Genomic DNA, 21,723 nt, shown 5'->3' with positions numbered 1-21,723 from the left:
ATTCGCGGGCAATCGTTAGGTAGTTTTCCGTAGGAACTTGCGAAGAATATCTGCGGTCTGTTCCGGAATTTCCTCCGGAAAAAAGTGGCCGCCATCGAGCGCATGACCTTCAACGTCACATGCAAAACCCCGCCAGATTTCTAGTGGCCCACCATCGTCCTGATACCACTTTTCTATTCCACCGTTTTTACTCCAAACAGCGAGTAACGGGCAGGTCACCTTTTTATTTACTGAAATATCGGCAACATCATGTTCACGGTCTATAGTTGCCGCCGCTCTGTATTCTTCACAAATTGCATGAATGCGTGCGGGATCGCTTAAAGCATCAATATATGCATCTCGCACGTCTATCGAAAACGTGTCGCGTCTGGTTCCCCAACCGCTCAATGCATTATCAATAATCGCGTCTGGCGCTGCCGAAATCAGTCGCTCTGGGAGCGGCGCTGGCTGAGATAGTAGTGACCATGGCCAGAAGGCCAAGGCCAATTTCGCGTCAGCCCTGTCCCAGACAACCTCCGTCGGCAAGATATCGAGCACAGCAAGGCGGCGGACACAAGCCGGAAAATCCAACGCCATACGGTGTGCAACGCGAGCGCCTCGATCATGACCGATGACCGCGAAATGCTCATGGCCGAATCTGCGCATGAGTGCAACCATGTCTCTTGCCATTGCTCGTTTGCTATATGGCGCATGGTCCGGGGCTGAATCAGGACAACTGCTCTTTCCATATCCGCGTAGGTCTGGACAGAACACTTCATGTTGATCAGAGAGCAGTGGCGCAACCGCCCTCCACATCAAATGTGTTTCAGGAAAGCCATGGAGAAAAAGTAGCGGTGGACCGGATCCGAATCGCTTGAGAAATATCTCCGCTTCGCCTGTATTGACAGTGATGCCTGGGACGCTATCGAACATCGGGTGCCTCATAGAGAGCGATGAACGATTCATTATGGACCATATCGGTTCTTTGCCTGAAGTGAAACGCGAACCGCTTATGACAGGATTGAAGTCGCCAATGCAACTGCTCTACCTTGTCTCACTCAAAAAAAAGATAAAGAGCGAATTGGATGGAAAAGACGGCGCTCTACCAATCAGGTGTGTGCTGGCTAATGTTGAATGCGCTTGGTGATGCGTCGGCCGCAAGCGTCCCCGCCCGTCGCGGGTTCGCTTTTACTGCTGTTTTTCTTATTTCAGCTTGTTCGCGCGCTGAAGCACGCTCAGAACTTCCCACCGGTACAAGTCCACTGTCACACCATCCAGCGACGTCAGCATGAAAGCGCCAATCGCATCGAGAAACCCGGCCTGGTATTCAACGGCCTTGTCCTTGACCTGATGCTGGTATTCCAAGCGCAACGTCTGGGGGCTGAACTGCCGCTGCACCTTCATGTTCATTTGGGTGCGCCGCAAATAATCCCGCGCGCTCAGGGCGCCTTGTGCATACAGGAGATTGTCTTCAAGGCTCATCGGGCACCTCCGGACGGAGGACGTTGCGCGATGCGGGTGAAGTGACAGTTTGCGGGGCGATGCCCGCGTGGGATGGGTACAGCTTGGGTCGGTTGATCCATTGTCTTGCCTCTGGTTGAGTGAGGAGCCACCCACCTGGGAGGGTGGGCGGGCACACGACAAGGTCTGCAATACCGATCAAGACAAACCAAAAAAATCGGCAGGGCCGAAGCCCTCCCTGCCGGGCCCGCCCATATAGGCGAACGACGGCACGCAAGGGCCTAACGGCACTCGCGGATTTGTCTTGAATTCGGGATTGCAGTCCCGGCTGCGCTTGGTTTGCGCGAGCGGGGGTGAGTTTATGGGCGGCGAGCCGCGGCGGCAAGTTGCGGTTTGTCTCGGCGGCCAAATCAGAGCGCATTCGCGGGGTCCAGAACGTCGCGCATCGGGCTCCGGACTCGGGGCGCCGAGTTCCGAACCGCACACGCCGAGCAAAAAGCCCCACATGCCGAGCTCCGAGCCTCAACGGTCGAGTCCAGAACCCCAATCGTCGAGGTCAGACCCTCGACCGTGCTCAAAAAAGCAGCATGTGTTGCTGAAAAAAGCAGCAAGCGTGAGGCAAAAAGAGTCGTTCTCCGAGTTCAGAGCCCCACGCGTGGAGTTCGGAGTGCCATGCGTCGAGGTAAAAGGTCCGACCCATTGCTGCAAAAAGCAGCACGCGCGGAGCAAAAAGCCCCACGGTTGGGGCTTGGAGGGCGGCTAGCGGGGGTTGAGGGGCGGCAGTCGGGGGTTTAAGCCTCAAGCGCCGAGCTTGAGGCTCCGAATTCACTCCGCCTGCCATGCCGCCAACGCAGTGCTCGCTTCGGCTTCCTCTTCCTTGGTCGCCTTTCGGGTTTTATACGGCGACGAACTGGCAACCAAAATCGGCGCGGAGTTATGTATGTCCTGAGCCAGCCAGTTCAGGTAATCCCGCCCCGCATCGCGATACCGTTGAACTTCCGCCGTGCTCAGCCGAATCATGAAGCTGTAGCCGACCGCCCCATGGTTGCAATTGGCATCGAGATACAGCTCGCCATCCGCCTCAAATAGAAACCAGCTTTGCGGTTCGTGGTCCAGCACGTGCATCAATGCCTCCGAGCGCGTATTTGATTGTGTGAGTGGTTGGCTACCGATTGCTCGACATGCCATGGCGCATGTGGAGCGGCTTCGCGTTTGCGATTGCGTTTTCGCATGATTGTGCTGGACGCTGCAATGGGCCGCCTAGCATGCAAGCGTTCTTGCCCCATTTCTGCCCGCCATGCCGATTCCATCGAAGATCAGCGGACCGAGCGTCCAGACACACATCAGCAGTAACGACGCGCCAGGTTCGTCGCCGGTCAAGCCGTCGCAACCTCAGGTGCCTCAGCGCGCGGCACGTACGTCGCAAGGGGAACTTGGGGCGTTGTCTGCGCGCGGCACGAAGCGCCCACGCGAGTCGAGCGGTGACGATACCGCTGCACAGCCCCAAGCCAAGCAACGCCGCGCGGATCTCCCCCGCTCGGAACTGCCTCGCGCACACGGTGACGCAGACTCGCGCATGGAACGCATCATGCAGATGCAGGCCGAGACCATGATCCGCAGTGCGGAGCTGCAGAACGTGCTGAACCGCGCCAACGCGCAAGCCAAGCTGATGGAAGAGGGCGCCAAGGCTGCTAAGGATTTGATCAATTAGCGCCAACACGTATTGGGCAGGCTCCGCCGCCATCGCCGACGTTCTGGAAGCCTATCTAAATGCGGTGTTCGGCTTCCAGAGAGTTGTCGATGCGCGTTTCGCGAGGGCGGAGCGCCTCCCAAGTATGTCAATCCAGCCAGCCACGAATCGTCGACGCCATGACGTTCGTGGAAATCCCATAGCGATCGTGCAGGGTGGGGAGTGCGCCGGCATCGAGAAATGCGTCCGGCAGCCCGACCTGGCGGAATGGCACGCTCACCCCGGCGCGCATCAGGGTGCCGGCAACCGCCTCGCCCAAGCCGCCGATCACGGTGTGATTCTCCGCCACCACCACGAGCCGCCCCGAGCGTCGAGCCTCACGCAGGATCGTCTCGGTGTCGAGCGGCTTGATCGTCGGCACGTGCAGCACGCCCACGCCAATGCCGTCGCCCTCCAGCGCCTTGGCCACTTCCAGCGCCCGCATGGTCATGATGCCGGACGAAATGACCAGCACTTCGGCGCCGTCGCGCAGCAGCTTGGCCTTGCCTAACTCGAACTGATAGCCGTATTCGTCGAGCACCGCCGGCACGTTGCCACGCAGCAGGCGCGCATAGACGGGGCCGGCATGGGCTGCGATGGCTGGCACCATTTGCTCGATCTCCAGCGCGTCGCACGGGTCGATGACGGTCATGTTGGGCATGGCGCGCATCAGCGCCAGGTCTTCGGCGGCCTGGTGGCTCGGCCCGTAGCCGGTGGTCAGGCCGGGCAACGCGCAGACGATTTTCACATCGAGGTTGTCTTCGGCAATCGTCTGGTGCATGAAGTCGTAGGCACGACGGGTGGCGAAGACAGCGTAGGTCGTCACAAACGGCTGGGCGCCTTCGTTGGCCAGCCCGGCGGCAGCGCCCATGAGCAATTGCTCGGCCATGCCCATCTGGTAATAGCGATCGGGAAATTCTTTGGCAAAGATGTGCAGATCGGTGTACTTGCCCAGGTCTGCAGTCATGCCGACGACGTTCGGCTTCACGCGTGCCAGCTCGGCCAGCGCGTGGCCGAACGGCGCCGGGCGTGTTGCCTGGCCCTCGCCCGCAATGGAGGCGATCATCGCCGAGGTCTTCAGCTTGGGCTTGTTGATGACGGTGCTGCTCATGCGGTCCTCCCGGCTTCCAGTGCTTGCAGCGCGAGCTGCCATTCGTGCGCGTCAACGCGGATGAAGTGATTCTTTTCGCGCTGCTCCAGGAACGGAACACCGCAACCCATGCGGGTATCGCAGATGATCATGCGTGGCTGCGCACCCTTGTGCGCGCGCGCTGCGTCAAACGCGGCCTTCACCGCGTCGATGTCGTTGCCATCCACGCGTTGGGTGAACCAGCCGAACGCTTCGAGCTTGGGCAGCAGGGGCTCGAACGCCATGATCTGCGTCGACGGGCCGTCGGCCTGCTGATTGTTCACGTCCACCACGGCGATGAGGTTGTCCAGCTTCCAGTGTGCGGCCGACAGTAGGCCCTCCCACACGGCGCCTTCATCCAGCTCGCCATCTGAGAACAGCGTGTAGACGAACGCGTCGGAGCCCTTGCGTTTGAGGCCCAAACAGCGGCCGACGGCAATCGTGAGCCCCTGGCCGAGTGAGCCGCCGGACATCTCCATGCCAGGCGTGTAGCTGGCCATGCCGGACATTGGCAGGCGGCTGTCGTCGCTGCCGTACGTCTCGAGTTCCTCGGCGGGCAGGATGCCGGCTTCGAGCAGGGCGGCGTACAGCGCGATCGCATAGTGGCCGTTGGAGAGCAGGAAGCGGTCACGGCCTTCCCAGTCGGGGTCTTCGGGCCGATAGCGCATGGCGCCGAAGTAGGCGACGGCCAGCACGTCGGCAATGTCGAGCGCTTGCCCGATATAGCCCTGGCCCTGCACTTCGCCCATCAGCAGGGCGTTGCGGCGGATCCGGTAAGCGCGCTCGGCCAGAGGCAGAGCGTCGGTTGGGGGCAATGATGTGGAAGTCATGATGGTTCCTGTGATGAAGCGGGAAGCACGGGGGCGGAAACAGTCACCGCCTCAACGGTTGACGGTCTTTGCGGGCACGAAGAACACCAGCACGGCGCCAAGCACGATGGCTGAGGAGATGAAGATCAGGCCAGCCGTTGATTTACCCGTCAGGTCGTTGAGCCACCCGACGATGGCCGGTGAGAAGAACCCTGCAAGGTTGGCGAAGCAGTTGACCGCAGCAATGCCCGCGGCGGCCGACATGCCGCCCAGCATGGCGGTGGGCAACGACCAGAACTGCGATGACGAAGACAGGATCCCGGCGGCAGCAATGCTCAGGCACACCAGCGCAGCGCCAACGTTGCCAATCAGCGGCAGGGCAGCGAACCCGGCGGCAGCAACCAACATCGGCACGGCAAGGTGCAGACGGCGCTCGCGGCGGCGGTCTGCGCTCATGCCAATCAACGGCAGCGCGACGATGGCGCAGATATACGGCACGGCTGTGAGCACGCCCACCCACAGTGGATGAGCCACGCCAGCCTTGCGGATCAGGGTCGGCAGCCAGAACGTCAGCCCGTATTGGCCAAGCACCACGCAGAAGTAGATGGCGGCCAGCAGCCACAGGCGGCGGTCTGCGACGAAGGCGCCCACTGAACCGTGTGCGGTCTTCTGTGCGTTGTCTCCGGCGACGTTGCGCTCAAGCAGCGCCTTTTCTGCGTCGGTCAGCCACTTGGCCTGGGCGATGCCGTTGTCCAGATAGAACAGGATGGCCACGCCAAGCAGCAGCGACGGCAGAGCTTCGATCAGGAACAGCCACTTCCAGCCGGACAGCCCTGCCACATCGTGAAAGGTGTGCAGGATGTAGCCCGACAGTGGCCCCCCGACGATGCCCGCAAGCGGAATCGCCATGAAGAAAATCGACAATGCCTTGGCCCGGCGCTGCGACGGAAACCAGTACGTCATGTACAGGATGACGCCCGGCGCGAAGCCGGCTTCGGCCACCCCGAGCAGGAAGCGCAGCACGTAGAACGACGTCGGTGTGTTCACGAAGGCAAAAGCTGCAGAGATGACTGCCCACGTCAACATGATGCGTGCGAGCCAGTTGCGCGCGCCGACCTTGTGCAGGATCACATTGCTCGGCACCTCAAACAGGAAGTAGCCAAGAAAGAAGATGCCGGCACCCAGGCCGTACACCGTCTCGCTGAAACGCAGGTCGTTGAGCATCTGCAGCTTGGCGAACCCCACGTTGACGCGATCCAGGTAAGCACCCAGATAGCAGATCATCAGGAATGGAATGAGCCGGCGCGCGACCTTGGCATACGTGCGGGCTTCAAACGTGGCGGCATCGGCGGGCGCCATCTCGTCGCCCGGCAGGGGCGATGCAAACTTCGTCGTCATGGTGTCTCCTACCATGTGCCCCGGGTGGGCCCGGGTGCATGTGTCTTGAAGAAGTCCACGGCCGGTGTGCGTGCCGTGGCGGTGTAGGTTGGATCGTTCAGTGAATCAACATGCCGCCGTTCACGTCGAGCGTGATGCCGGTCAGGTAGGCAGACAGATCGCTCACCAGGAACAGGCACGCGTTGGCAACGTCGGCCGCATCGCCGAGCCGGCCAAGCGGGATGCCCTTGATGATCTCGGCGCGCATGTCGGGCGTGAGCTTGTCGCCGGTGATGTCGGTCTGGATGAGCCCTGGCGTGATGGAGTTGACGCGGACATTGTCGCCACCGAATTCGCGGGCCATGGCCTTGGCAAGGCCAAGCACGCCTGCCTTGGCAGCGCTGTAGTGGGGCCCGCCGAAGATGCCGCCGCCGCGCTGCGCAGATACCGACGACATGCAGACAATGCTGCCGCGCTTGCGCGCTTTCATATGCGGCAGGACGGCTTGCGACATGTACAGCGTGCCGCGCAGGTTGACGTCGACCACCGCATCGAAATTGCCCGCCTGGATGTCGAGCGTACGCAGCGGCTGGGTGATGCCTGCGTTGTTGATGAGACCGTCAATGCGGTCGTACTTGGCCAGCGTGGCCTGCGCAGCCGCATCGCACGCAGCCCGATCAGTCACATCACAGGCCAGGCCCAGATGGCCTTCACCGAGTTCGCGCGCCGCCTGTTCGGCCTCTTCGAGCCGCAAGTCGAGTACGACCACATGGGCGCCGTGTGCTGCAAGTGCCTTTGCCGTGGCCCGGCCAATACCGCGCGGCGATGCGGCACCCGTGACGATTACCACCTTGTTCTCAAGCAACATCGTTGTCTCCTGACTGTTGGAATCTTGTTGGCTGCAGTGTTGTGCCAGCAGGCGATTCGATCAACGCAGTTGGATTCAACTATGGCTGAGAAATTTTCAGATGACGCCGGGCATGCCTCTGGTGCGGTGCACCATGTCGCCCTGGCAGGCTAGGCGCCCGGTGTTGTTTTGACCTGCTGGTCGACCCAGGCGAGAAAGCGCGCCACGCGCGGCAGTTCGGCATTCTGAGGTGGGAACACGATATGGTGGCCCGCCACCTCCAGCGCGTGGTTCTTGCCAAATACCGGCACGAGCCGGCCCTGGTCGATCAGGACCGATGCGAGCAACGTGCTCTCCAGCGCCACGCCCAGACCGAGCGCCGCAGTCTCGAGCGACATGTACGAACGGTCGAAGGCGAAGTCGAACGACACGTGCATGTGCTCGACGCCAACGCGTGCAAACCACTGCTGCCACTGCACGATCGGCGTCTCCGATCGAATGAGCCGATGCGCGAGCAAGTCTTGCGGCGACTGCACGGGGTGCCGTTTTAGGTATGCCGGTGAGGCCAGCGGAGCGATGTGCTCGGTGCGCAGCGTCCTGATCTGCACGTCGCGCCAATGCGCGTGTCCGTAGCGGATGTCGAGGTCGTAGAAACCGCTGGTGAACGACACGTCTTCATATGAACACGACACGTTCAACCGAATGTCGCTGTGATCCTCCTGGAATGCCGCGAGCCGGGGCAACAGCCACATCAGGCCGAAGCTGGGGCTGGAGTGCACGCGAAGGATCTCGACGTCGGTACGGCTGGAGGCACGTTCGGTGGCGCGGTTGAGCTCGGCCAGCGCCCCTGTCACGTCGCGCAGGTATTGCTCACCAACGGGTGTCAGGACCAGACCGCGGCCTTGCCGGAAAAAGAGCGGCTGGCCGATTGCCGCCTCCAGGTTGCTGATCTGATGGCTGACGGCAGAGGCCGTTAGCCCCAGCTCTTCGGAGGCGCGATTCACGCTCTTGGTCCGCGCGACGGACTCGAACGCGATGATCGCCTTCATTGGAGGAATACGCATCTTTTGCGTGGCAGAGGTTGATCGCCGGTTGATGAAGCACGGAAGCTATCTTATCGCCCGCACTCTCCGACGCGTACCACTGCCGCATCCATCACCGATTCACGCTTGCCACACGGCATATCCTTCCTCGCGCAATCCGATCGCCAGCTCCACTTCCATCTCACGCGCTGCCTCGTAAGGCATCGGGTTGAAACACTCGTACAGCTCCGGCATCAGACGCAACCCATACTCGCGCACAAACCGGTTCGATTTCAGTCCCGCCTTGTGTTTGTCAAAACGCACGTCTGGTGACTGGCCTGTCATGCCTACATAAACGCAAGGTTTGTCGCCGAAGTAATCGGGATTGGCTTTCACGAAGCGCGCTTCGCCCAGCACTTGCCGCGACAGTTCGACGACGTAGACGTGATGGTGGTGACGTGGCATTGGAGGACTCTTCTGCCACTGCGCAGAGGGGCTCTTGCGTCGCTGTGTGGCCGGAAGATGTTATTCGATATGCGGCGTTGGTTGGGCTCCAGGAATGCGCCGGCGTGGGTTCGGGTCTTTGCTTGGGACCACAGGTGCCTGGGGCGGCGGCGCTTGTCGGTCTAGCGCTCTCTTCTGGCAGCAAAGCCGCTCAGACGGCCCCGGTAGGCACCGCGCGCGCGCCCGCGGGCACCTTGTATCGGTTGTAGCCCCACAGGTATTGCTGAGGAAAGCGCCTGACCATCTCTTCCATTTCTGCATTGATCCAGGCGGCCTGGGCTTCGGCGCTCTCGGGAACCGTGCCCGTCAGGCGTTTCACGTGCATTCGCCAGCCACGCCCGCCAGGCAGGCGCTCGCTCGCGGCGATGATCAGTGCGGCGTTCGTCTGTTTGGCAAGCTTGCCCGGCAGCGTCATGGTGTACGCTGGCCGGCCAAAGAACGGAACCCATACACCGTCGCCCTTCGGCGCTTGATCGGGCAGAAGGCCGACCGCGTCCCCCTGACGCAAGGCGCGTACGAAAGATCGAACGCCTTCAGATGTTGCGGGCACCGCCTTCAAGTTCGACGTCGCGCGCACGGCATCCAGCAGGCCGCGCAGCATGGCTTTGCGATGCGGGCGAAACATGATCGTCAATGGAATGCGCAGTGCCATGTAGCGCGCAGCCAGTTCAAAGCAACCGAGGTGGGGAGTGAGCATGATGAGTCCATTGCGCTCGGCCAGGGCCTCCTCGATGACGTTCCAGTCCTCGCAAGTCACCTGGGCCATGCATGCATCGCTACGAAACCAGACCCTTGGCAGTTCGCTCATCATTGCACCGGTTTCTGCTGCTGCCTGCCGCGCAAAGCGGGGCGCTTCGAAGCCGGCCTGCGCAGCATTGCGCTGGACATGGCGGCGATATCCACCGGGTAAGGCGTAGAGCAGCCGTCCGCCCGCGCGCCCGATGCCGTGGATGATGGGTAACGGCAGCGAGGAAAACAGCCTCAAGAGAACAGGTAGCGCGCGCTGAACGAGCTGAGATGGGCGATGCACGGTGTTGCACTCCTGGAGTGAGTTGCCTGGCGCGCTGCCAGGCGTTTCTCAGAGCCTTGGCTGAGACGCCGGAGGCTTGCGAAACAATGGGGGCGCTTACTGTTCGAGCGCCCATCCCGGGTTGGGCACGTTCTTCCCTTCGCGATAGGTCCAGTTCGCGCCGCATGTGCGGCATGCAAACGTGCTCACCGTGACGGCCGCTGTCTTGGAAGCCTTGATGCGCTGGGTATCGGTGATTCGTAGGAAAGCATGGCCTGACGCACCAAGTCGGTGGACTTCAATTGCAAGGCAAGCGCGGCAGAGTGACATGCCAACTCCTCTCTCAAATAACGTGGGCGCGATGTGGCGCGCGAGCATTCGTCTGCTTCGTCTTTGGTCTAGACGCCAAAGACAGGAGCGCCGTACTTCAACAGCAGTTGTTCGATCTGGCTCATGTCATCGGTGCGCGGTGTTCTGTCTTCTGTCACGCGTGACGGCCCGCCATAGACGGCAGCAACATGCCTGCGCACCGTCAGTACATCATTGGCCGGCGGCGCGACGATGACGGCATCACCAGGTACGTGCCGATAGCTGCCATCTTTCCAGCCCTCGGGCGTCAGATGCAGTTCTTCCCACTCTTCGCTAACAGACATGGTGATTTCCCTCCTGTTGACTGCTGGGTTGCGCCTGCACTTGCCGCAAGCGGAAAAGCCGCGCAGGGCGGCTTGAGCGGTTCAGTTCTTGTGATGGCGCGCCAGACGCGCGACGGCGGCTCTTCCTGCAAGCCGGGCGGCATTCCTTGCGAGTGCTTCCGTGCCATGTACGTTGTGTCGCATCGAGACATTGGCGAGGATGCGTTCCGTGCCATCCCTGTACTCATTGATGAGGTAGGTGGCAAACCAGACGCCTGGTTCTTGTTCAATTGGGTACACGGACACCGTGTACGGGGAGTCGATTTTGTTCAATACACTGCTAGGCTTCGGGCGAGAGCTGATGGCAGGCGTGGAGCGCCTGAGCAAACCAGTTCCTGCTGATGAGCTACGCCACGATGGGTAGGGCCAACGCCTTGGGATCATGCATACAAATGCACGGCGCAAGCTATTGGCAACGAGGTGACCGTACTTGCGTAGGCTGGCACGCCTAGTACATGCGCGCTGCGTACGGAGCGGATAAACCGCCGGTCAGGTAGGTGATGGACCGTGTGGCCCAAGATGATTCGGGTGTACGCCCGACGGGTGGCCAGCGCTTGATGTGTCTTCTTGCTAGGCACCCAGCCCGATCGATTCGAGAAACGGGCAAAGGTTGCGCATGGTAACAGCTTCTCGCAATCGCTGCTCTGTGAGGCGCCTCAATGGCTCCTATTGCGGGTCACCATGGGATGTCCCTGCGCTACTTTCACAACCAAACGCGGCGGTGTATAGCCAACATGGCAGCGATGGCAAAGAGCGGCCCCATCCACATTCATCGCTTATTTTCTGACATATCGTCTTTTCAATTGACAGAACCTTGCGATGCCAGTACACCTTGCGTTGCAGGCTCTTCAAGCAGTTACTCCGATGTTCTGGGTTGTCCCACTAGGCGACACCTGTTTCTCTTTGTTCCTTCCTTGATTGTCATGCCTGGTGAGCATGGGCTCCACCAGAACATTTGAGGAATCCAACATGGAAACCGGTATCGTAAAGTGGTTCAACGACTCCAAAGGCTTCGGCTTCATCACGCCGGACGCAGGCGGCAATGATCTGTTCGCTCATTTCTCTGAAGTCCAGGGCAACGGGTTCAAGTCGCTCCAAGAGGGGCAGAAGGTCAGTTTTGTGTCGGGCGTAGGCCAGAAAGGCCCGGTCGCGACCAAGATTGAAGCGATCTGATCCGTCTCGCCCGCTATAAGAAACCCCGCCACGCGGGGTTTTTTTTCGTCGCTCGCACGTCTGGTGCCGGCTTCGGACACGCAGCCATGCATATATAGGAGTAGAGTGGGGCACCATCCTCCTGTTCCGCACACGGACGCGTGCCCGTTGATGCTCCAACCGGCGATGTAAGTCATGGAGAGCCGTGATGCTCGACCTTGTCGCGTTTACCAAGCCGGTGCTGGATGAAATAACCGGACAGGATGTGCGGACCTGGAACGCGGGGCCGAGTGTGCTCGGAGCGAACTGGCAAGTACCTGAATTCGACAGCCGTATATGGCGCGTCAGGACGCTGACGATCGCATTCACGCACGATGTCATGAAACAGTTGACGCACGCAGATCGGCAAGATCTCTGTCAACTGCAGTGCATGCTTGACCGCTTTCTGCGGGCGCAGTTGGGCACGCGTGCCCAAGCGGACCGTGGAGGTCGGATGCTCGTGATCTGCGTCGATCATCTAGGGGTGGACTCATAGCTGCCCCGGCAAATCAGCGGATTGCTGTTGTCAGTCAATGTTGATGCCTAACCGGGCATCGACCACGCACACCCTCGGTTGGAGCCCCTCATGAATGCAAGCCCGTCAGCCACGTACAAGGGTTTCGACCTGTATCCATTGGTGTACCGGACGGAAGCGGCCCCGTCATGGCCACGCAAGCGCCTTGATCGTACGTTCAATGCGTCTGTAGTGATCTGCCGCGAAGGTCATCAACCCGGGGCGGAGCACTCACGCGTTTTTCGAATGACGCCCACCGCTTGGGAGAATGTCGGCACTGCAAGGCGCGGGGCGCTGAAGTTCGGCGAGGACGTCATCAATGGTCTGGTACCCGGCGAGTCGGTGGCATCGTTGTAACGGGCGCCACGTGTGCCTGTAGCCCGTGCCTTTTTGATATTGCGTTGGCGAGGCGTGTTGCTCGCATGACTGGCTAGGAAACAAGATGAATCATGCGACCGACAAGACGAGCTTTCTCTGCACGCTCCCCGGAGCGGCAAAAGGCATGGCGTACTCCATCACTGTGGGCTTTATCCACGATGGGCAGCCGAACTGCGTCCAGTTCACCAGTTTCGTGGGAGAAGGAAGGCGGTCCTTCAGGGTGCTGGCAAGCGCGCGGGATCTGGCCTCTGCAGCCACGGGCGGCATTGAAACCTTGTGTCGCCTAGCCATTGGACAGGTCATCCGTGACAGCCTCTACGCGAAAACGGCACAAGGCGACCATACCCTCGATATGGACGTGCAGCCTTGGCAAGGAGATCTCAAACCGGCGGGATCACGTGGCGCACAAAGGCCGCTTCGTTCGCATTCGCTCGTTCGAGGATAGTTCAATGGAGCAAATGGAAAGAGTGTAGAGCGAGGCGCCCCTTTCAACGGAGATTGCTGTGGATGCCTATCCGACATGCCGCTACAAGGGGTTCGATGTTTACCCCCTGATCTACCTCTTTGACCCGCCTCGTGAATGGCATGAGCGGCGTCCTGACCGGTCTTACCGTGCCTCCGTGTTGATCTGCCAGGAAGGGATGCCTCCCAGTACCTAGCATTCCCGGATTTTCGCACTGCAGGCGGACCATTGGGAGAGCATTGGTATCGCCAGACGGGCGGCAACGAAGATGGCCGAAGCCATCATCGATGGATTTGTCCCTGGAAAGATTTAAGGGGCGTGTTCGACGGTTGGTAGCGGACAATCGCGCGCGACATCCGAGTCTCGTCTGTTCGCAGACAGCAGCCGTGGTCAAACGGCCGCGTTCCTACAAATCGATTTCCCACTCAATGGCGATAGCCGCCCCATACGGGCGACATTGTCTGCCGCATCAAGCCGCTGAACTCACCCTTGCAGCCGGAAGAACGCCACCGCATGGCTCAGTTGCTGACCCTGGCCTTCCAATGATGTGGATGCAGCCGCTGCCTGTTCGACCAACGCGGCATTCTGCTGGGTGACTTCGTCCATCTGCGTGATCGCCAGGTTGATCTGCTCGATGCCACGGCTCTGTTCGACAGAGGCGGCGGCAATCTCGCCCATGATGTCGGTCACGCGTGCCACGGCCTGGGTGACTTCGGTCATGGTCTTGCCGGCAGTCTCCACCAGCGAGGAGCCATCCTGGATCTTCTGCACCGAGGTGCTGATGAGTTCCTTGATCTCCTTCGCGGCGCTGGATGAACGCTGCGCGAGGCTGCGGACTTCACTGGCCACCACGGCAAAGCCGCGGCCTTGCTCGCCGGCGCGCGCAGCTTCCACTGCGGCGTTGAGCGCGAGGATGTTGGTCTGGAACGCAATGCCTTCAATCAGGCCGATGATGTCTGCCACCTTGGCCGAGCTGGTGCGGATGTCGGTCATGGTGTCGACCACGTTGCCGACCACGGTGCTGCCCCGTTGCGCAATCTCGGAGGCGTCCGAGGCGAGCACGCTGGCCTGCTGAGCGTTGTCGGCGTTCTGCTTCACGGTGGAGGTCAGCTCTTCCATGCTAGAGGCCGTCTCTTGCAGCGACGACGCCTGCTGCTCGGTGCGAGATGAGAGATCCTGGTTGCCACTGGCAATCTGACCCACATCGCTGGCAATGCCGTGCGCGGCTTGGCGAACCTGGCCGATCAGTTTCACAAGGCTGGCCTGCATTTCCGACATGGAGGCGAGGATGCTGCCGCGCGGTGCGGCTGCGCCGCCGAGCACGGGGCTCAGGTCTCCGGAGGCTACGCGGCGTGTGATGTCGCTCAGCGCATCAGGCTCCGCACCCAGCGCCCGGGTCAACCCACGGGTGATGAGAATGCCGGCAGCCAGGGCGCCCAGCACGGTGGCAAGGCAAATGCCGATGAGCAGCGTGCGCTGGAATGCGTAGCGCTCGGCCGACTGCTGCTCCATCTCGTGCGCGCGCTCGCGCGTGTAATCGCTGTAGGCATTGGTCGCCTTGATGAGTGCGGCCAGCAGCGGGCGGCACTGCTCGTTCATCATCGTGATGGACTCTTCGTGCTTGCCAGTCAGCGCTGCGTTGACGATGGCAAGCGCCACTGGGCCGTACTTGGCTTCAATGCTGTCGATATCGGCCACAAGACCCCGCGCGCGGTCGTCTGCATCGCGCACCTGCGCGATCAGCTCCTTGAGCTTGGAAAGGCGGCTCTGCACATCTTCATGCGCTTGCGTAACGGCGGCTTTTTCCAGGTCGATATCGGACGGCTTAGTTACCAGTACGAGGTTGCGTGCCGCAATGGCTCGGCGGTCTACTGCCGTGCGTACTTCCTCGGCCAGCGTGGCGCGCGCGTTGATGTCGTTCACGTACTTGGAAAAACGCCCGTTTGACTCGCTGAGCGCCTGCACCGCAAGCGCAGACACCAGCAATACCAGCCCCGCCAAGAAGCCAAACGCCACGGTGAGCTTGGCGCGCACCGTCAAAGTATTGATGCTCATTGTGATTTCCCCGTTCGGCCTTTCTACCGCGCCGTTTGTTGGTGGCAGGCCCCCATGGCGCTGCTCGAAACTTGCAACGGCAAGGAAACCGGATGCTGTAGCGACCAAGTGGGGGTAATCCTCTCTATCTGAGCAATCTTGAAAATTGGGCCGACGAACGTGAGCGTCATGGACGGGAGTCATCCCAGTCCCGTACGAGGAGGAAACGCTGCAGCGGTGCACGCTGCCTGGGCAGGTAGTTGCGTGCAGCCTGGCGGGGATTAGGCTTTTTGGACGAGTCGATTGGCGTCCGTTCGAGGCACGGGAAAATTGCTTTATCGCCGCCGTAGCCCGGCACTTCGCTGGATGCGCTGATGTTTCGTGGCGGCGGCAGCACGTGGCGGATGCCGCCCTACGATCGGCGTCGACGCTTCACGACTGAGCAGGGCCGCGGATAGTTGTCGTCCTCCTCCGAATCAGAGAAACGGCGAATAAGCACTTCCCGTCCGGCTGCCACACCGCCCAAGCTGCGCTTCAAGGCCTCGCGCACGAGGGCGCATTGCCAGCCCCAATGCCAAAGCTTGTACTGGCGCCTTCAGCTAGCGCGACCCACCAAAGAGTTGACTGACCACACCGCGCAGCCAGCGGTTGCCGGCTTCGTGGTGATACCGAGCATGCCAGTGCTGCCGAACGGCAAAACCCTCCACAGGGAACGGACACGCGCGCACGGCAAGGTCATTGGCCTGTGCGAGGGTTTCGCCGATGTGGCGGGGCAATGTGGTAATCAAGTCCGTCGTTTGGACAATCGCGCCCAGCCCGAGGAACCCCGGTAGTTCCAGCACGACCTGGCGCTCGATGCGCTCGCGCGTCAGTGCTTGCTGGAGGAGTTGCGCCCCCGTGCCTGCTGTGACGGCGATGTGCCCCTCCGCACAGTATTGCTTGACTCCAAACCGGGTGCGGATCCGGGGATGGTGGCGGTTGGCGAGGCACACCCAATCCTGCTCGTACAACTGCTGCTGGTAGATGCTGCCGCTCAGCCAGGGCACGTAGCCAATCGCGAGGTCGGCCTCGCCCGATTCCAAGGTGCGTTCTGTATTGCCGTCAATCCGGGCAGCTTCCAAGCGAACACCGGGCGCCTGCGCGCGAACGTGTGCCAGCAGGCGCGGCAGCAGGGTGATGTGGCTCGCATCGGTCATGCAGATGCGAAAGCGCCGCTGCGCCGTTGCTGGGTCGAACGCAATCTCCCACGCAGTAAAGCGCCTCAGCGATTCGAGAATTTCCCGACACGGCCCGATCAGCGCGTCGGCCTGTGGCGTCGGTGCCATGCCGCCCGGCGTGCGGATGAACAGAGGATCCCGCACGTAGTCCCGCAGGCGCCCGAGCCAGATGCTGACAGTCGGCTGGCTCTGTCCGAGCTGTTCGGCAACCCGGCTGACGTTGCGCACGTCGTAGAGGAGATCGAACAGCTGCAGCAGCTTCAAGTCGGGCAGATCGGCCAGCGACGCCGCACTATTGTCCATGGCAATAACGGTATTTGGATCATTGTATTGTCAGTATAAGTGCCGCCTTCTATCGTGCAACCACACGACAAGGGGACGCCATTGAAGATTGCGATTCTGGGCGCAGGTGCGCTGGGCTGCGCCATCGGTGCCGCGCTCACGGATGGCGGCCATGAGACCTGGCTGATCGGCCGTTCACCGGCGCACGTCAACGCCATGCGCAGCGAGGGCCTGCGGGTTGACGACGCGCAGGGTACGCGCCGCATCCCGGTGTTGGCAGCGACGCAGGCTGCGGAAGTCGGGGTGGCGGAATTGGTGATCGTGCTCGTCAAATCGTTCCAGACCGATGCGGCCATGCGCGGCGCGGCCGCTCTGGTTGGGCCCGATACGCTGGTGCTGTCGTTGCAGAACGGCCTGGGGCATGAAGCGATCCTGGCGGAGATCGTCGGCCGCGAACGGGTGCTGGCAGGCAAGACCTACGTGGGCGGGGTGCTGCGTGGCCCCGGCCATATTCAGTCCGGCGTGGTTGGCAAGGCAACGTACATCGGCGAACTCGACGGCCGCGTGACACCGCGTGTGCACGCCATCGCAGACGCATTCAACGCAGCCGGGCTGGCGACCACCGTCAGCGAAAACATTGTCGGCACGATGTGGGACAAGCTCCTGGTGAACGTCGCCACGGGCGCGCTGACCGGCATCACTCGACTGACCTACGGCCAGCTCTACGACGATGCGCTGCTCAAGGCCACATCGCTTGCCGCGGTGGCCGAGGCGATTGCGGCGGCGCAAGCGGCGGGCGTGAAGCTCTCGATGACGGATCCAGAGCAGGCTTGGAACCTTGCCGCCGAGGGCCTTCCCGCGGCGTTCAAGACATCGATGCTGCAAAGCCTGGAGAAAGGGTCGATCACCGAGATCGATTTCATCAACGGTTCAGTCGTGCGCTGCGGGCAGCAGCACGGCGTGCCGACACCGGTCAATGCGACGCTGGTGGCCTGCATCAAAGGCATCGAGCGCGAGATGGCTGACCGTCAACGCCAGGAGGCCACCGCATGAGCGCCCCCAAGGCCTATCTGGAACACGTCGCCATCTGGGTGAAAGACATCCATTGGCACATCCGTTTCTTCGAAGAGGTGCTCGGCATGACGCTGCGCGAGATCGACGGCACGCGTGAAGCGCCTCGGCAGTACTGGACCCTCGGTGGACTGCAGTTCATCCATGCCCCGGAGTTCGAGGGCCCTGAGGGCCCTGAGGGCCTTGAGGGCCGTCTGGCTCATCTTGGGGTGATGTGCGAAGACCTCGAAGCCGCACTGTCCCTGGCACACGGTTTCGGCGTCAGCGAAATGCCGCAGGGCCGCAATTGGCTGCGATTGCCGGATGGCCTGGCGGTCGAACTCATCCAGGCCAAGCCTGCGTCGTGCGTAGCGCAGGCGCTGGCGATCAACCCACGTGCGCAGGCATAAATATGACCATCGTCGAAAAATATTGGGATGACGCACGCGAGGGCGACACCTGCGTGAGCCCGAGCTACACGGTAACGAAGGAACGCATCCTCGCTTACGCCGACCTCACCGGTGACCACACACCGGTGCATGTTGATGAGGCCTATGCCAATGCCAGCCACTTCGGCTGCATCGTCGCGCATGGGCTGTTCGGGCTGTCGATTGCCGATGGCCTGAAAACGCAGAGCGACTACCGTTTCCTGCCCGGCATGTCGCTCGGCTGGACTTGGGATTTCCTGCTGCCGATCAAGGTCAACGACGTGCTGCATGTGAAGTTCCGCGTCGGGGAGATGCGGGCAAGCAAGAGCCGGCCGGGCTGGGGCATCGTCGTGCTGCCATCGGAGCTGATCAACCAGGACGGTCAGGTGGTGCAACGCGGCGAGCATCGTCTGATGGTGCCGCGCCGGCCGGGAGCGTTTTGATGCAGGCCCGCCCTCTGGAAGGTATTCGCGTTGTCGACTACAGCCACTTCCTCGCCGGTCCTTACGTCGGCCGATGCTTGGCCGCGCTCGGCGCCGAAGTGATCAAGGTCGAGCGCCCCGGTACCGGCGACGCCGGCCGCCAGCACGCCACCGTGCTCGACGATGAGCAAAGCGGTTACTTCCTGCAGCTCAACATGGGCAAGCGCGGTGTGAGCGTCAACATGAAGGACCCGCGCGGCAAGGCGTTCATGCAGCGGCTGTGCGACTCGGCCGATGTGTTCATCGAAAACTACCGGCCCGGTGCGCTGGACAAGCTGGGACTGGGCTATGCCGAGTTGGCGGCGCGCAATCCGGGCCTAGTCTATTGCTCCATCTCGGCTTACGGACATACCGGGCCGGACGCACATCGCGCCGGTTTCGGACTGATTGCCGAAGCCAAGAGCGGCATCATGCAAATGGTCGGCATGCCGGGTGAGCGGCCGCCGTTGCTGCGCATCTCGCTCGGTGACATGTATACGGGCATACACGCCGTCGCTGCCATCAACGCGGCCTTGTTGGGACGCGTGAAGAGCCAGCGAGGGCAACACATCGACATGGCGCTGTACGACACGCTGGTGTCGATGCACGAATACGCGGTGCAGTGCTACACGCTACAGGGCGTACTGCCCGAGCAGACTGGACATGACATGCCGACCTCCACCCTCTATGGCGTGTTCCGCGCGGCTGACGGCGATCTGGTGATCGCCGCGCAGGTGGACGACGCCTGGAAGCGTTTCGCCGCGCTGGTCGAGGCAAATGGTGGCCCGGCGGGCTTCGGCACCGACACGCGGTTTCATGCGGGCGCTGGGCGCAACGCGTGCCGCACGGAAATCCTCTCTGTGGTGGAGCCCTGGGTGGCGGCGCGGTCGGTGGCATCGGTGCTGGAGCTGCTGGATGGCATCGATGTGCCATGCGCCAAGGTGCAGCGCATTGACGAGGTGCTGGCCGATCCGCAAATTCAAGCGCGGGGGATGGTGGTCGAGCAACAGCACCCACGCTATGGCACGTTGCGCCTGCCGAACCTGCCGTTCAAGTTCTCCGATTGCGATACGACGGTCCGCGATGTCGCGCCCGACCTGGGCGAGCACAACGCCGAAGTGGCGCGCGCCCTGGGTTTCGACTCAGACGAGATCCACGCGATGCAGGTTGATGGTGTCCTCTATTCGAAGCGAGCCCAATGATGACTGACCACTATGCGGTGATCGGCAATCCGATCTCTCATACCAAATCGCCGCTTATTCACGGGCTATTTGCTCAAGAGACGCGACAGGACATGCAATACACGGCCATCGAAGGGCCGGTCGAACCGGAGGCGGCGTTCGCGGATGTCGTTCGCAGGTTCGCCGCAGGCGGGGGCAAGGGCATGAATGTCACAGCGCCGTTCAAGCTCAAGGCCTTTGCGATGGCCGACGAGCGCAGCGAGCGTGCAACGTTGGCCGGCGCGGCGAACGCACTGAAGTTTGAGGATGGCCGCATCCTGGCCGACAACTTCGACGGCATTGGGCTGGTTCGCGACATCGAAGCCAACCTGGGGCTGCCGATGTCTGGCAAGCGCGTGCTGATGCTCGGTGCCGGCGGTGCGGCGCGTGGCGCTCTGCTGCCGTTCCTGCAGGCGATGCCGGCGGAGATGGTCATCGCGAACCGCGACGTCGCAAAAGCGCAGGCGCTGGCTGCACAGGTTGCAGAGCGCGGCCCGGTCGTCGCGTGCGGGTATGCCGAGCTGGCGGCGATGGGGCGCTTTGATCTGGTGGTCAATGCCACATCAGCCAGTCTCACGGGCGATCTGCCACCTGTTCCACCGAGCATCTTCCGCCATGAAGGCATGGCCTATGAACTGGCCTACGGCAAGGGGTTGACGCCGTTCCTGCGGCTCGCCCGCAACGCGGGCGTGCGCGACATCGCAGACGGTGTTGGCATGCTGGTCGAACAGGCCGCTGAAGCGTTCGCGTGGTGGCGCGGCGTGCGTCCGGAGACACGGCCGGTGATCGATCGGCTCACCGTTCCCTTTGATTGAGTCCAGCACGGAGGCCCGAATGAAGCGCATCTTGATGCTGCACGGCGTCAATCACAACATGTTCGGGAAGCGCGATCCGGTGCAGTACGGGACGATCACGCTGGCCGAGATCGACGCCAGATTGCAGGCGTTGGGCGCCGAACTTGGCGTGCAGGTGGAGTCCTTCCAAACAAACAGCGAAGCGGCGATGTGTGAGCGCATTCACCGTGCGTTCGAAGACGGCCAGGACGCCGTGCTGATCAACGCGGGCGCGTGGACGCATTACAGCTACGGCATCCGCGATGCGCTGGCGATCCTGACGTGTCCCGTCGTAGAACTGCATATGTCCAATATCCACGCACGCGAGCCGTTCCGGCATCACTCGGTGTTTGCAGACATCGTCACCGGGCAGATCTGTGGGTTCGGAGTACAGAGTTACCTTCTGGCCCTGAGGGCTGCGGTCTCGGCACTCGATCATGCTTGACGGCATGAATGCACGAATCGCTCCTGATGGGAGCGCGCCGAGGTCTGTTGACACACGTCCAGCACAGTTAAATGAATGCTATGGATGAAGCTTCTCGCCCTTGTTCAGCATGTCGATGAACTGAGCGATCTTCTTTGCGCGCGTCTCGGCCTTCTTCACGTTTTGGATTCTGAACAGAATCGCATAGCGGTTCTGGCTATTCAGGGTCGAGAAGAATTGCCTGGCCTTCGGGTTGGCGTCGAGAGCCAGCTGCAGGTCATCGGGCACCGTTGACGTACTCGCAGATGCGTAGGCAGCCTCCCAACGCCCGTCGCGCTTGGCCAGATCGATTGCGCGAAGTCCGCTTGGGCGCATCCTCCCGTCGGAGATCAACGTTTCAGCCTTGGCTTTGTTGATCTTCGACCAGATGCTTTTGGCGGTTCTAGGTGTAAATCGCTGTAGCCAGTAGTGCTCGCTCTCAGCCTTTTTTTGGCCATCGATCCATCCGTAGCAGAGGGCACTCTCCAGTGCCTGGGCGTAAGACACAGTCGATTGGTCGGCCGACCGCTTTGCGATGCGGAGCCAGACACCGGTCACAGCCTCTGCATGGGTTTCGAGCCAGGCTTCCCAGGCTTCCTGACTGGTGAACGTAAGTTGTTCGCTATGCATC

26 protein-coding genes and 2 pseudogenes are annotated in these 21,723 nt (G+C 61.5%); 12 read left to right on the top strand and 16 right to left on the bottom strand.

Going from position 1 to position 21,723, the window contains the following annotated elements:
• Positions 1–15 precede the first annotated feature (15 nt).
• From BM136_RS12470 to BM136_RS12460, 3 genes are all read right to left on the bottom strand, one after another.
• The gene (locus BM136_RS12470) at positions 16–912 is read right to left on the bottom strand and encodes an alpha/beta fold hydrolase (RefSeq protein WP_092972128.1); all 897 of its coding nucleotides are present in this window, start codon (positions 910–912) and stop codon (positions 16–18) included.
• Positions 913–1,182: 270 nt separating this feature from the next.
• The gene (locus BM136_RS12465; protein ID WP_092972127.1) at positions 1,183–1,461 is read right to left on the bottom strand and encodes a hypothetical protein; all 279 of its coding nucleotides are present in this window, start codon (positions 1,459–1,461) and stop codon (positions 1,183–1,185) included.
• Positions 1,462–2,265: 804 nt separating this feature from the next.
• Complete coding sequence (locus BM136_RS12460) at positions 2,266–2,565, bottom strand: hypothetical protein (protein WP_092972126.1); 300 nt, start codon at positions 2,563–2,565, stop codon at positions 2,266–2,268.
• Between the two features lie 172 nt (positions 2,566–2,737).
• On the opposite strand from BM136_RS12460, the gene BM136_RS12455 reads away from it, so the two are divergent.
• Positions 2,738–3,151, top strand: coding sequence for a hypothetical protein (locus BM136_RS12455; protein ID WP_139219368.1), 414 nt, complete (start codon positions 2,738–2,740; stop codon positions 3,149–3,151).
• Between the two features lie 127 nt (positions 3,152–3,278).
• On the opposite strand, the gene BM136_RS12450 is transcribed toward BM136_RS12455, so the two are convergent.
• The 10 genes from BM136_RS12450 to BM136_RS12405 form a co-directional block, all read right to left on the bottom strand.
• The gene (locus BM136_RS12450; protein ID WP_092972124.1) at positions 3,279–4,280 is read right to left on the bottom strand and encodes a transketolase family protein; all 1,002 of its coding nucleotides are present in this window, start codon (positions 4,278–4,280) and stop codon (positions 3,279–3,281) included.
• A complete protein-coding gene (locus BM136_RS12445; RefSeq protein WP_045201864.1) occupies positions 4,277–5,128 on the bottom strand; it encodes a transketolase in 852 nt (283 codons plus the stop codon). The genes BM136_RS12450 and BM136_RS12445 overlap by 4 nt, the downstream gene beginning before the upstream one ends.
• Before the next feature lie 51 nt (positions 5,129–5,179).
• The gene (locus tag BM136_RS12440) at positions 5,180–6,505 is read right to left on the bottom strand and encodes an MFS transporter (protein ID WP_092972123.1); all 1,326 of its coding nucleotides are present in this window, start codon (positions 6,503–6,505) and stop codon (positions 5,180–5,182) included.
• Positions 6,506–6,602: 97 nt separating this feature from the next.
• Positions 6,603–7,352: an SDR family NAD(P)-dependent oxidoreductase gene (locus BM136_RS12435; RefSeq protein WP_092972122.1), complete on the bottom strand. Its 750-nt coding sequence runs from the start codon at positions 7,350–7,352 to the stop codon at positions 6,603–6,605.
• 149 nt (positions 7,353–7,501) lie between these two features.
• Positions 7,502–8,395, bottom strand: a complete 894-nt coding sequence (locus BM136_RS12430; protein ID WP_092972121.1) for a LysR substrate-binding domain-containing protein — start codon at positions 8,393–8,395, stop codon at positions 7,502–7,504.
• Positions 8,396–8,494: 99 nt separating this feature from the next.
• Positions 8,495–8,818 carry a hypothetical protein gene (locus tag BM136_RS12425; RefSeq protein WP_024978472.1) on the bottom strand — a complete coding sequence of 108 codons (324 nt, stop codon included), beginning with the start codon at positions 8,816–8,818 and terminating at the stop codon, positions 8,495–8,497.
• A gap of 190 nt (positions 8,819–9,008) precedes the next feature.
• On the bottom strand, positions 9,009–9,887 hold the full coding sequence (locus BM136_RS12420; RefSeq protein ID WP_092972120.1) for a lysophospholipid acyltransferase family protein: 879 nt from the start codon (positions 9,885–9,887) through the stop codon (positions 9,009–9,011).
• 96 nt (positions 9,888–9,983) lie between these two features.
• Positions 9,984–10,196: a hypothetical protein gene (locus BM136_RS25630; protein WP_092972119.1), complete on the bottom strand. Its 213-nt coding sequence runs from the start codon at positions 10,194–10,196 to the stop codon at positions 9,984–9,986.
• 68 nt (positions 10,197–10,264) lie between these two features.
• Positions 10,265–10,519, bottom strand: a complete 255-nt coding sequence (locus tag BM136_RS12410) for a translation initiation factor 1 (RefSeq protein WP_092972118.1) — start codon at positions 10,517–10,519, stop codon at positions 10,265–10,267.
• Positions 10,520–10,600: 81 nt separating this feature from the next.
• The gene (locus BM136_RS12405) at positions 10,601–10,831 is read right to left on the bottom strand and encodes an isochorismatase (RefSeq protein ID WP_092972320.1); all 231 of its coding nucleotides are present in this window, start codon (positions 10,829–10,831) and stop codon (positions 10,601–10,603) included.
• A 696-nt stretch (positions 10,832–11,527) separates the two neighbouring features.
• Here BM136_RS12405 and BM136_RS12400 point away from each other — a divergent pair.
• The 5 genes and pseudogenes from BM136_RS12400 to BM136_RS25625 all read left to right on the top strand — a co-directional run bounded on the left by BM136_RS12400 (position 11,528) and on the right by BM136_RS25625 (position 13,417).
• On the top strand, positions 11,528–11,731 hold the full coding sequence (locus tag BM136_RS12400) for a cold-shock protein (protein ID WP_092972117.1): 204 nt from the start codon (positions 11,528–11,530) through the stop codon (positions 11,729–11,731).
• A gap of 187 nt (positions 11,732–11,918) precedes the next feature.
• A complete protein-coding gene (locus BM136_RS12395; RefSeq protein WP_092972116.1) occupies positions 11,919–12,245 on the top strand; it encodes a hypothetical protein in 327 nt (108 codons plus the stop codon).
• 90 nt (positions 12,246–12,335) lie between these two features.
• Positions 12,336–12,620 carry a hypothetical protein gene (locus BM136_RS12390; protein WP_092972115.1) on the top strand — a complete coding sequence of 95 codons (285 nt, stop codon included), beginning with the start codon at positions 12,336–12,338 and terminating at the stop codon, positions 12,618–12,620.
• An 85-nt stretch (positions 12,621–12,705) separates the two neighbouring features.
• Positions 12,706–13,086, top strand: coding sequence for a hypothetical protein (locus BM136_RS12385; protein WP_092972114.1), 381 nt, complete (start codon positions 12,706–12,708; stop codon positions 13,084–13,086).
• 58 nt (positions 13,087–13,144) lie between these two features.
• A pseudogene (locus tag BM136_RS25625) lies at positions 13,145–13,417 on the top strand (hypothetical protein).
• Positions 13,418–13,599: 182 nt separating this feature from the next.
• Here BM136_RS25625 and BM136_RS12375 read toward each other — a convergent pair.
• A pseudogene (locus BM136_RS12375) lies at positions 13,600–15,159 on the bottom strand (methyl-accepting chemotaxis protein); the annotation flags it as partial.
• Positions 15,160–15,737: 578 nt separating this feature from the next.
• The gene (locus BM136_RS12370) at positions 15,738–16,658 is read right to left on the bottom strand and encodes a LysR family transcriptional regulator (RefSeq protein ID WP_092972112.1); all 921 of its coding nucleotides are present in this window, start codon (positions 16,656–16,658) and stop codon (positions 15,738–15,740) included.
• An 81-nt stretch (positions 16,659–16,739) separates the two neighbouring features.
• On the opposite strand from BM136_RS12370, the gene BM136_RS12365 reads away from it, so the two are divergent.
• From BM136_RS12365 to aroQ, 6 genes are read left to right on the top strand one after another with little or no spacing between them, the layout of a single operon-like run.
• Complete coding sequence (locus BM136_RS12365; protein ID WP_092972111.1) at positions 16,740–17,690, top strand: ketopantoate reductase family protein; 951 nt, start codon at positions 16,740–16,742, stop codon at positions 17,688–17,690.
• Complete coding sequence (locus tag BM136_RS12360) at positions 17,687–18,097, top strand: VOC family protein (protein ID WP_092972110.1); 411 nt, start codon at positions 17,687–17,689, stop codon at positions 18,095–18,097. Before BM136_RS12365 ends, BM136_RS12360 begins: the two co-directional genes overlap by 4 nt.
• Positions 18,098–18,099: 2 nt before the next feature.
• Positions 18,100–18,558 (top strand): MaoC family dehydratase, encoded by a 459-nt coding sequence (locus BM136_RS12355; RefSeq protein WP_092972109.1) that lies wholly within the window; start codon positions 18,100–18,102, stop codon positions 18,556–18,558.
• Positions 18,558–19,778, top strand: coding sequence for a CaiB/BaiF CoA transferase family protein (locus tag BM136_RS12350; RefSeq protein WP_092972108.1), 1,221 nt, complete (start codon positions 18,558–18,560; stop codon positions 19,776–19,778). The genes BM136_RS12355 and BM136_RS12350 overlap by 1 nt, the downstream gene beginning before the upstream one ends.
• Positions 19,778–20,611 carry a shikimate dehydrogenase gene (aroE, locus tag BM136_RS12345; protein ID WP_092972107.1) on the top strand — a complete coding sequence of 278 codons (834 nt, stop codon included), beginning with the start codon at positions 19,778–19,780 and terminating at the stop codon, positions 20,609–20,611. Before BM136_RS12350 ends, aroE begins: the two co-directional genes overlap by 1 nt.
• Before the next feature lie 19 nt (positions 20,612–20,630).
• The gene (aroQ, locus tag BM136_RS12340; RefSeq protein ID WP_092972106.1) at positions 20,631–21,074 is read left to right on the top strand and encodes a type II 3-dehydroquinate dehydratase; all 444 of its coding nucleotides are present in this window, start codon (positions 20,631–20,633) and stop codon (positions 21,072–21,074) included.
• Positions 21,075–21,152: 78 nt separating this feature from the next.
• Here the strand turns inward: aroQ and BM136_RS12335 are convergent, their stop codons facing one another.
• On the bottom strand, positions 21,153–21,722 hold the full coding sequence (locus BM136_RS12335; protein ID WP_092972105.1) for a YdeI/OmpD-associated family protein: 570 nt from the start codon (positions 21,720–21,722) through the stop codon (positions 21,153–21,155).
• Between the last annotated feature and the right edge of the window lies 1 nt (position 21,723).

This window comes from Ralstonia sp. NFACC01 (assembly GCF_900115545.1).
GTDB lineage: Bacteria > Pseudomonadota > Gammaproteobacteria > Burkholderiales > Burkholderiaceae > Ralstonia > Ralstonia mojiangensis.
Note: the sequence above shows the minus strand (reverse complement) of the source record. Positions and strands in the feature narration are given on the sequence as shown.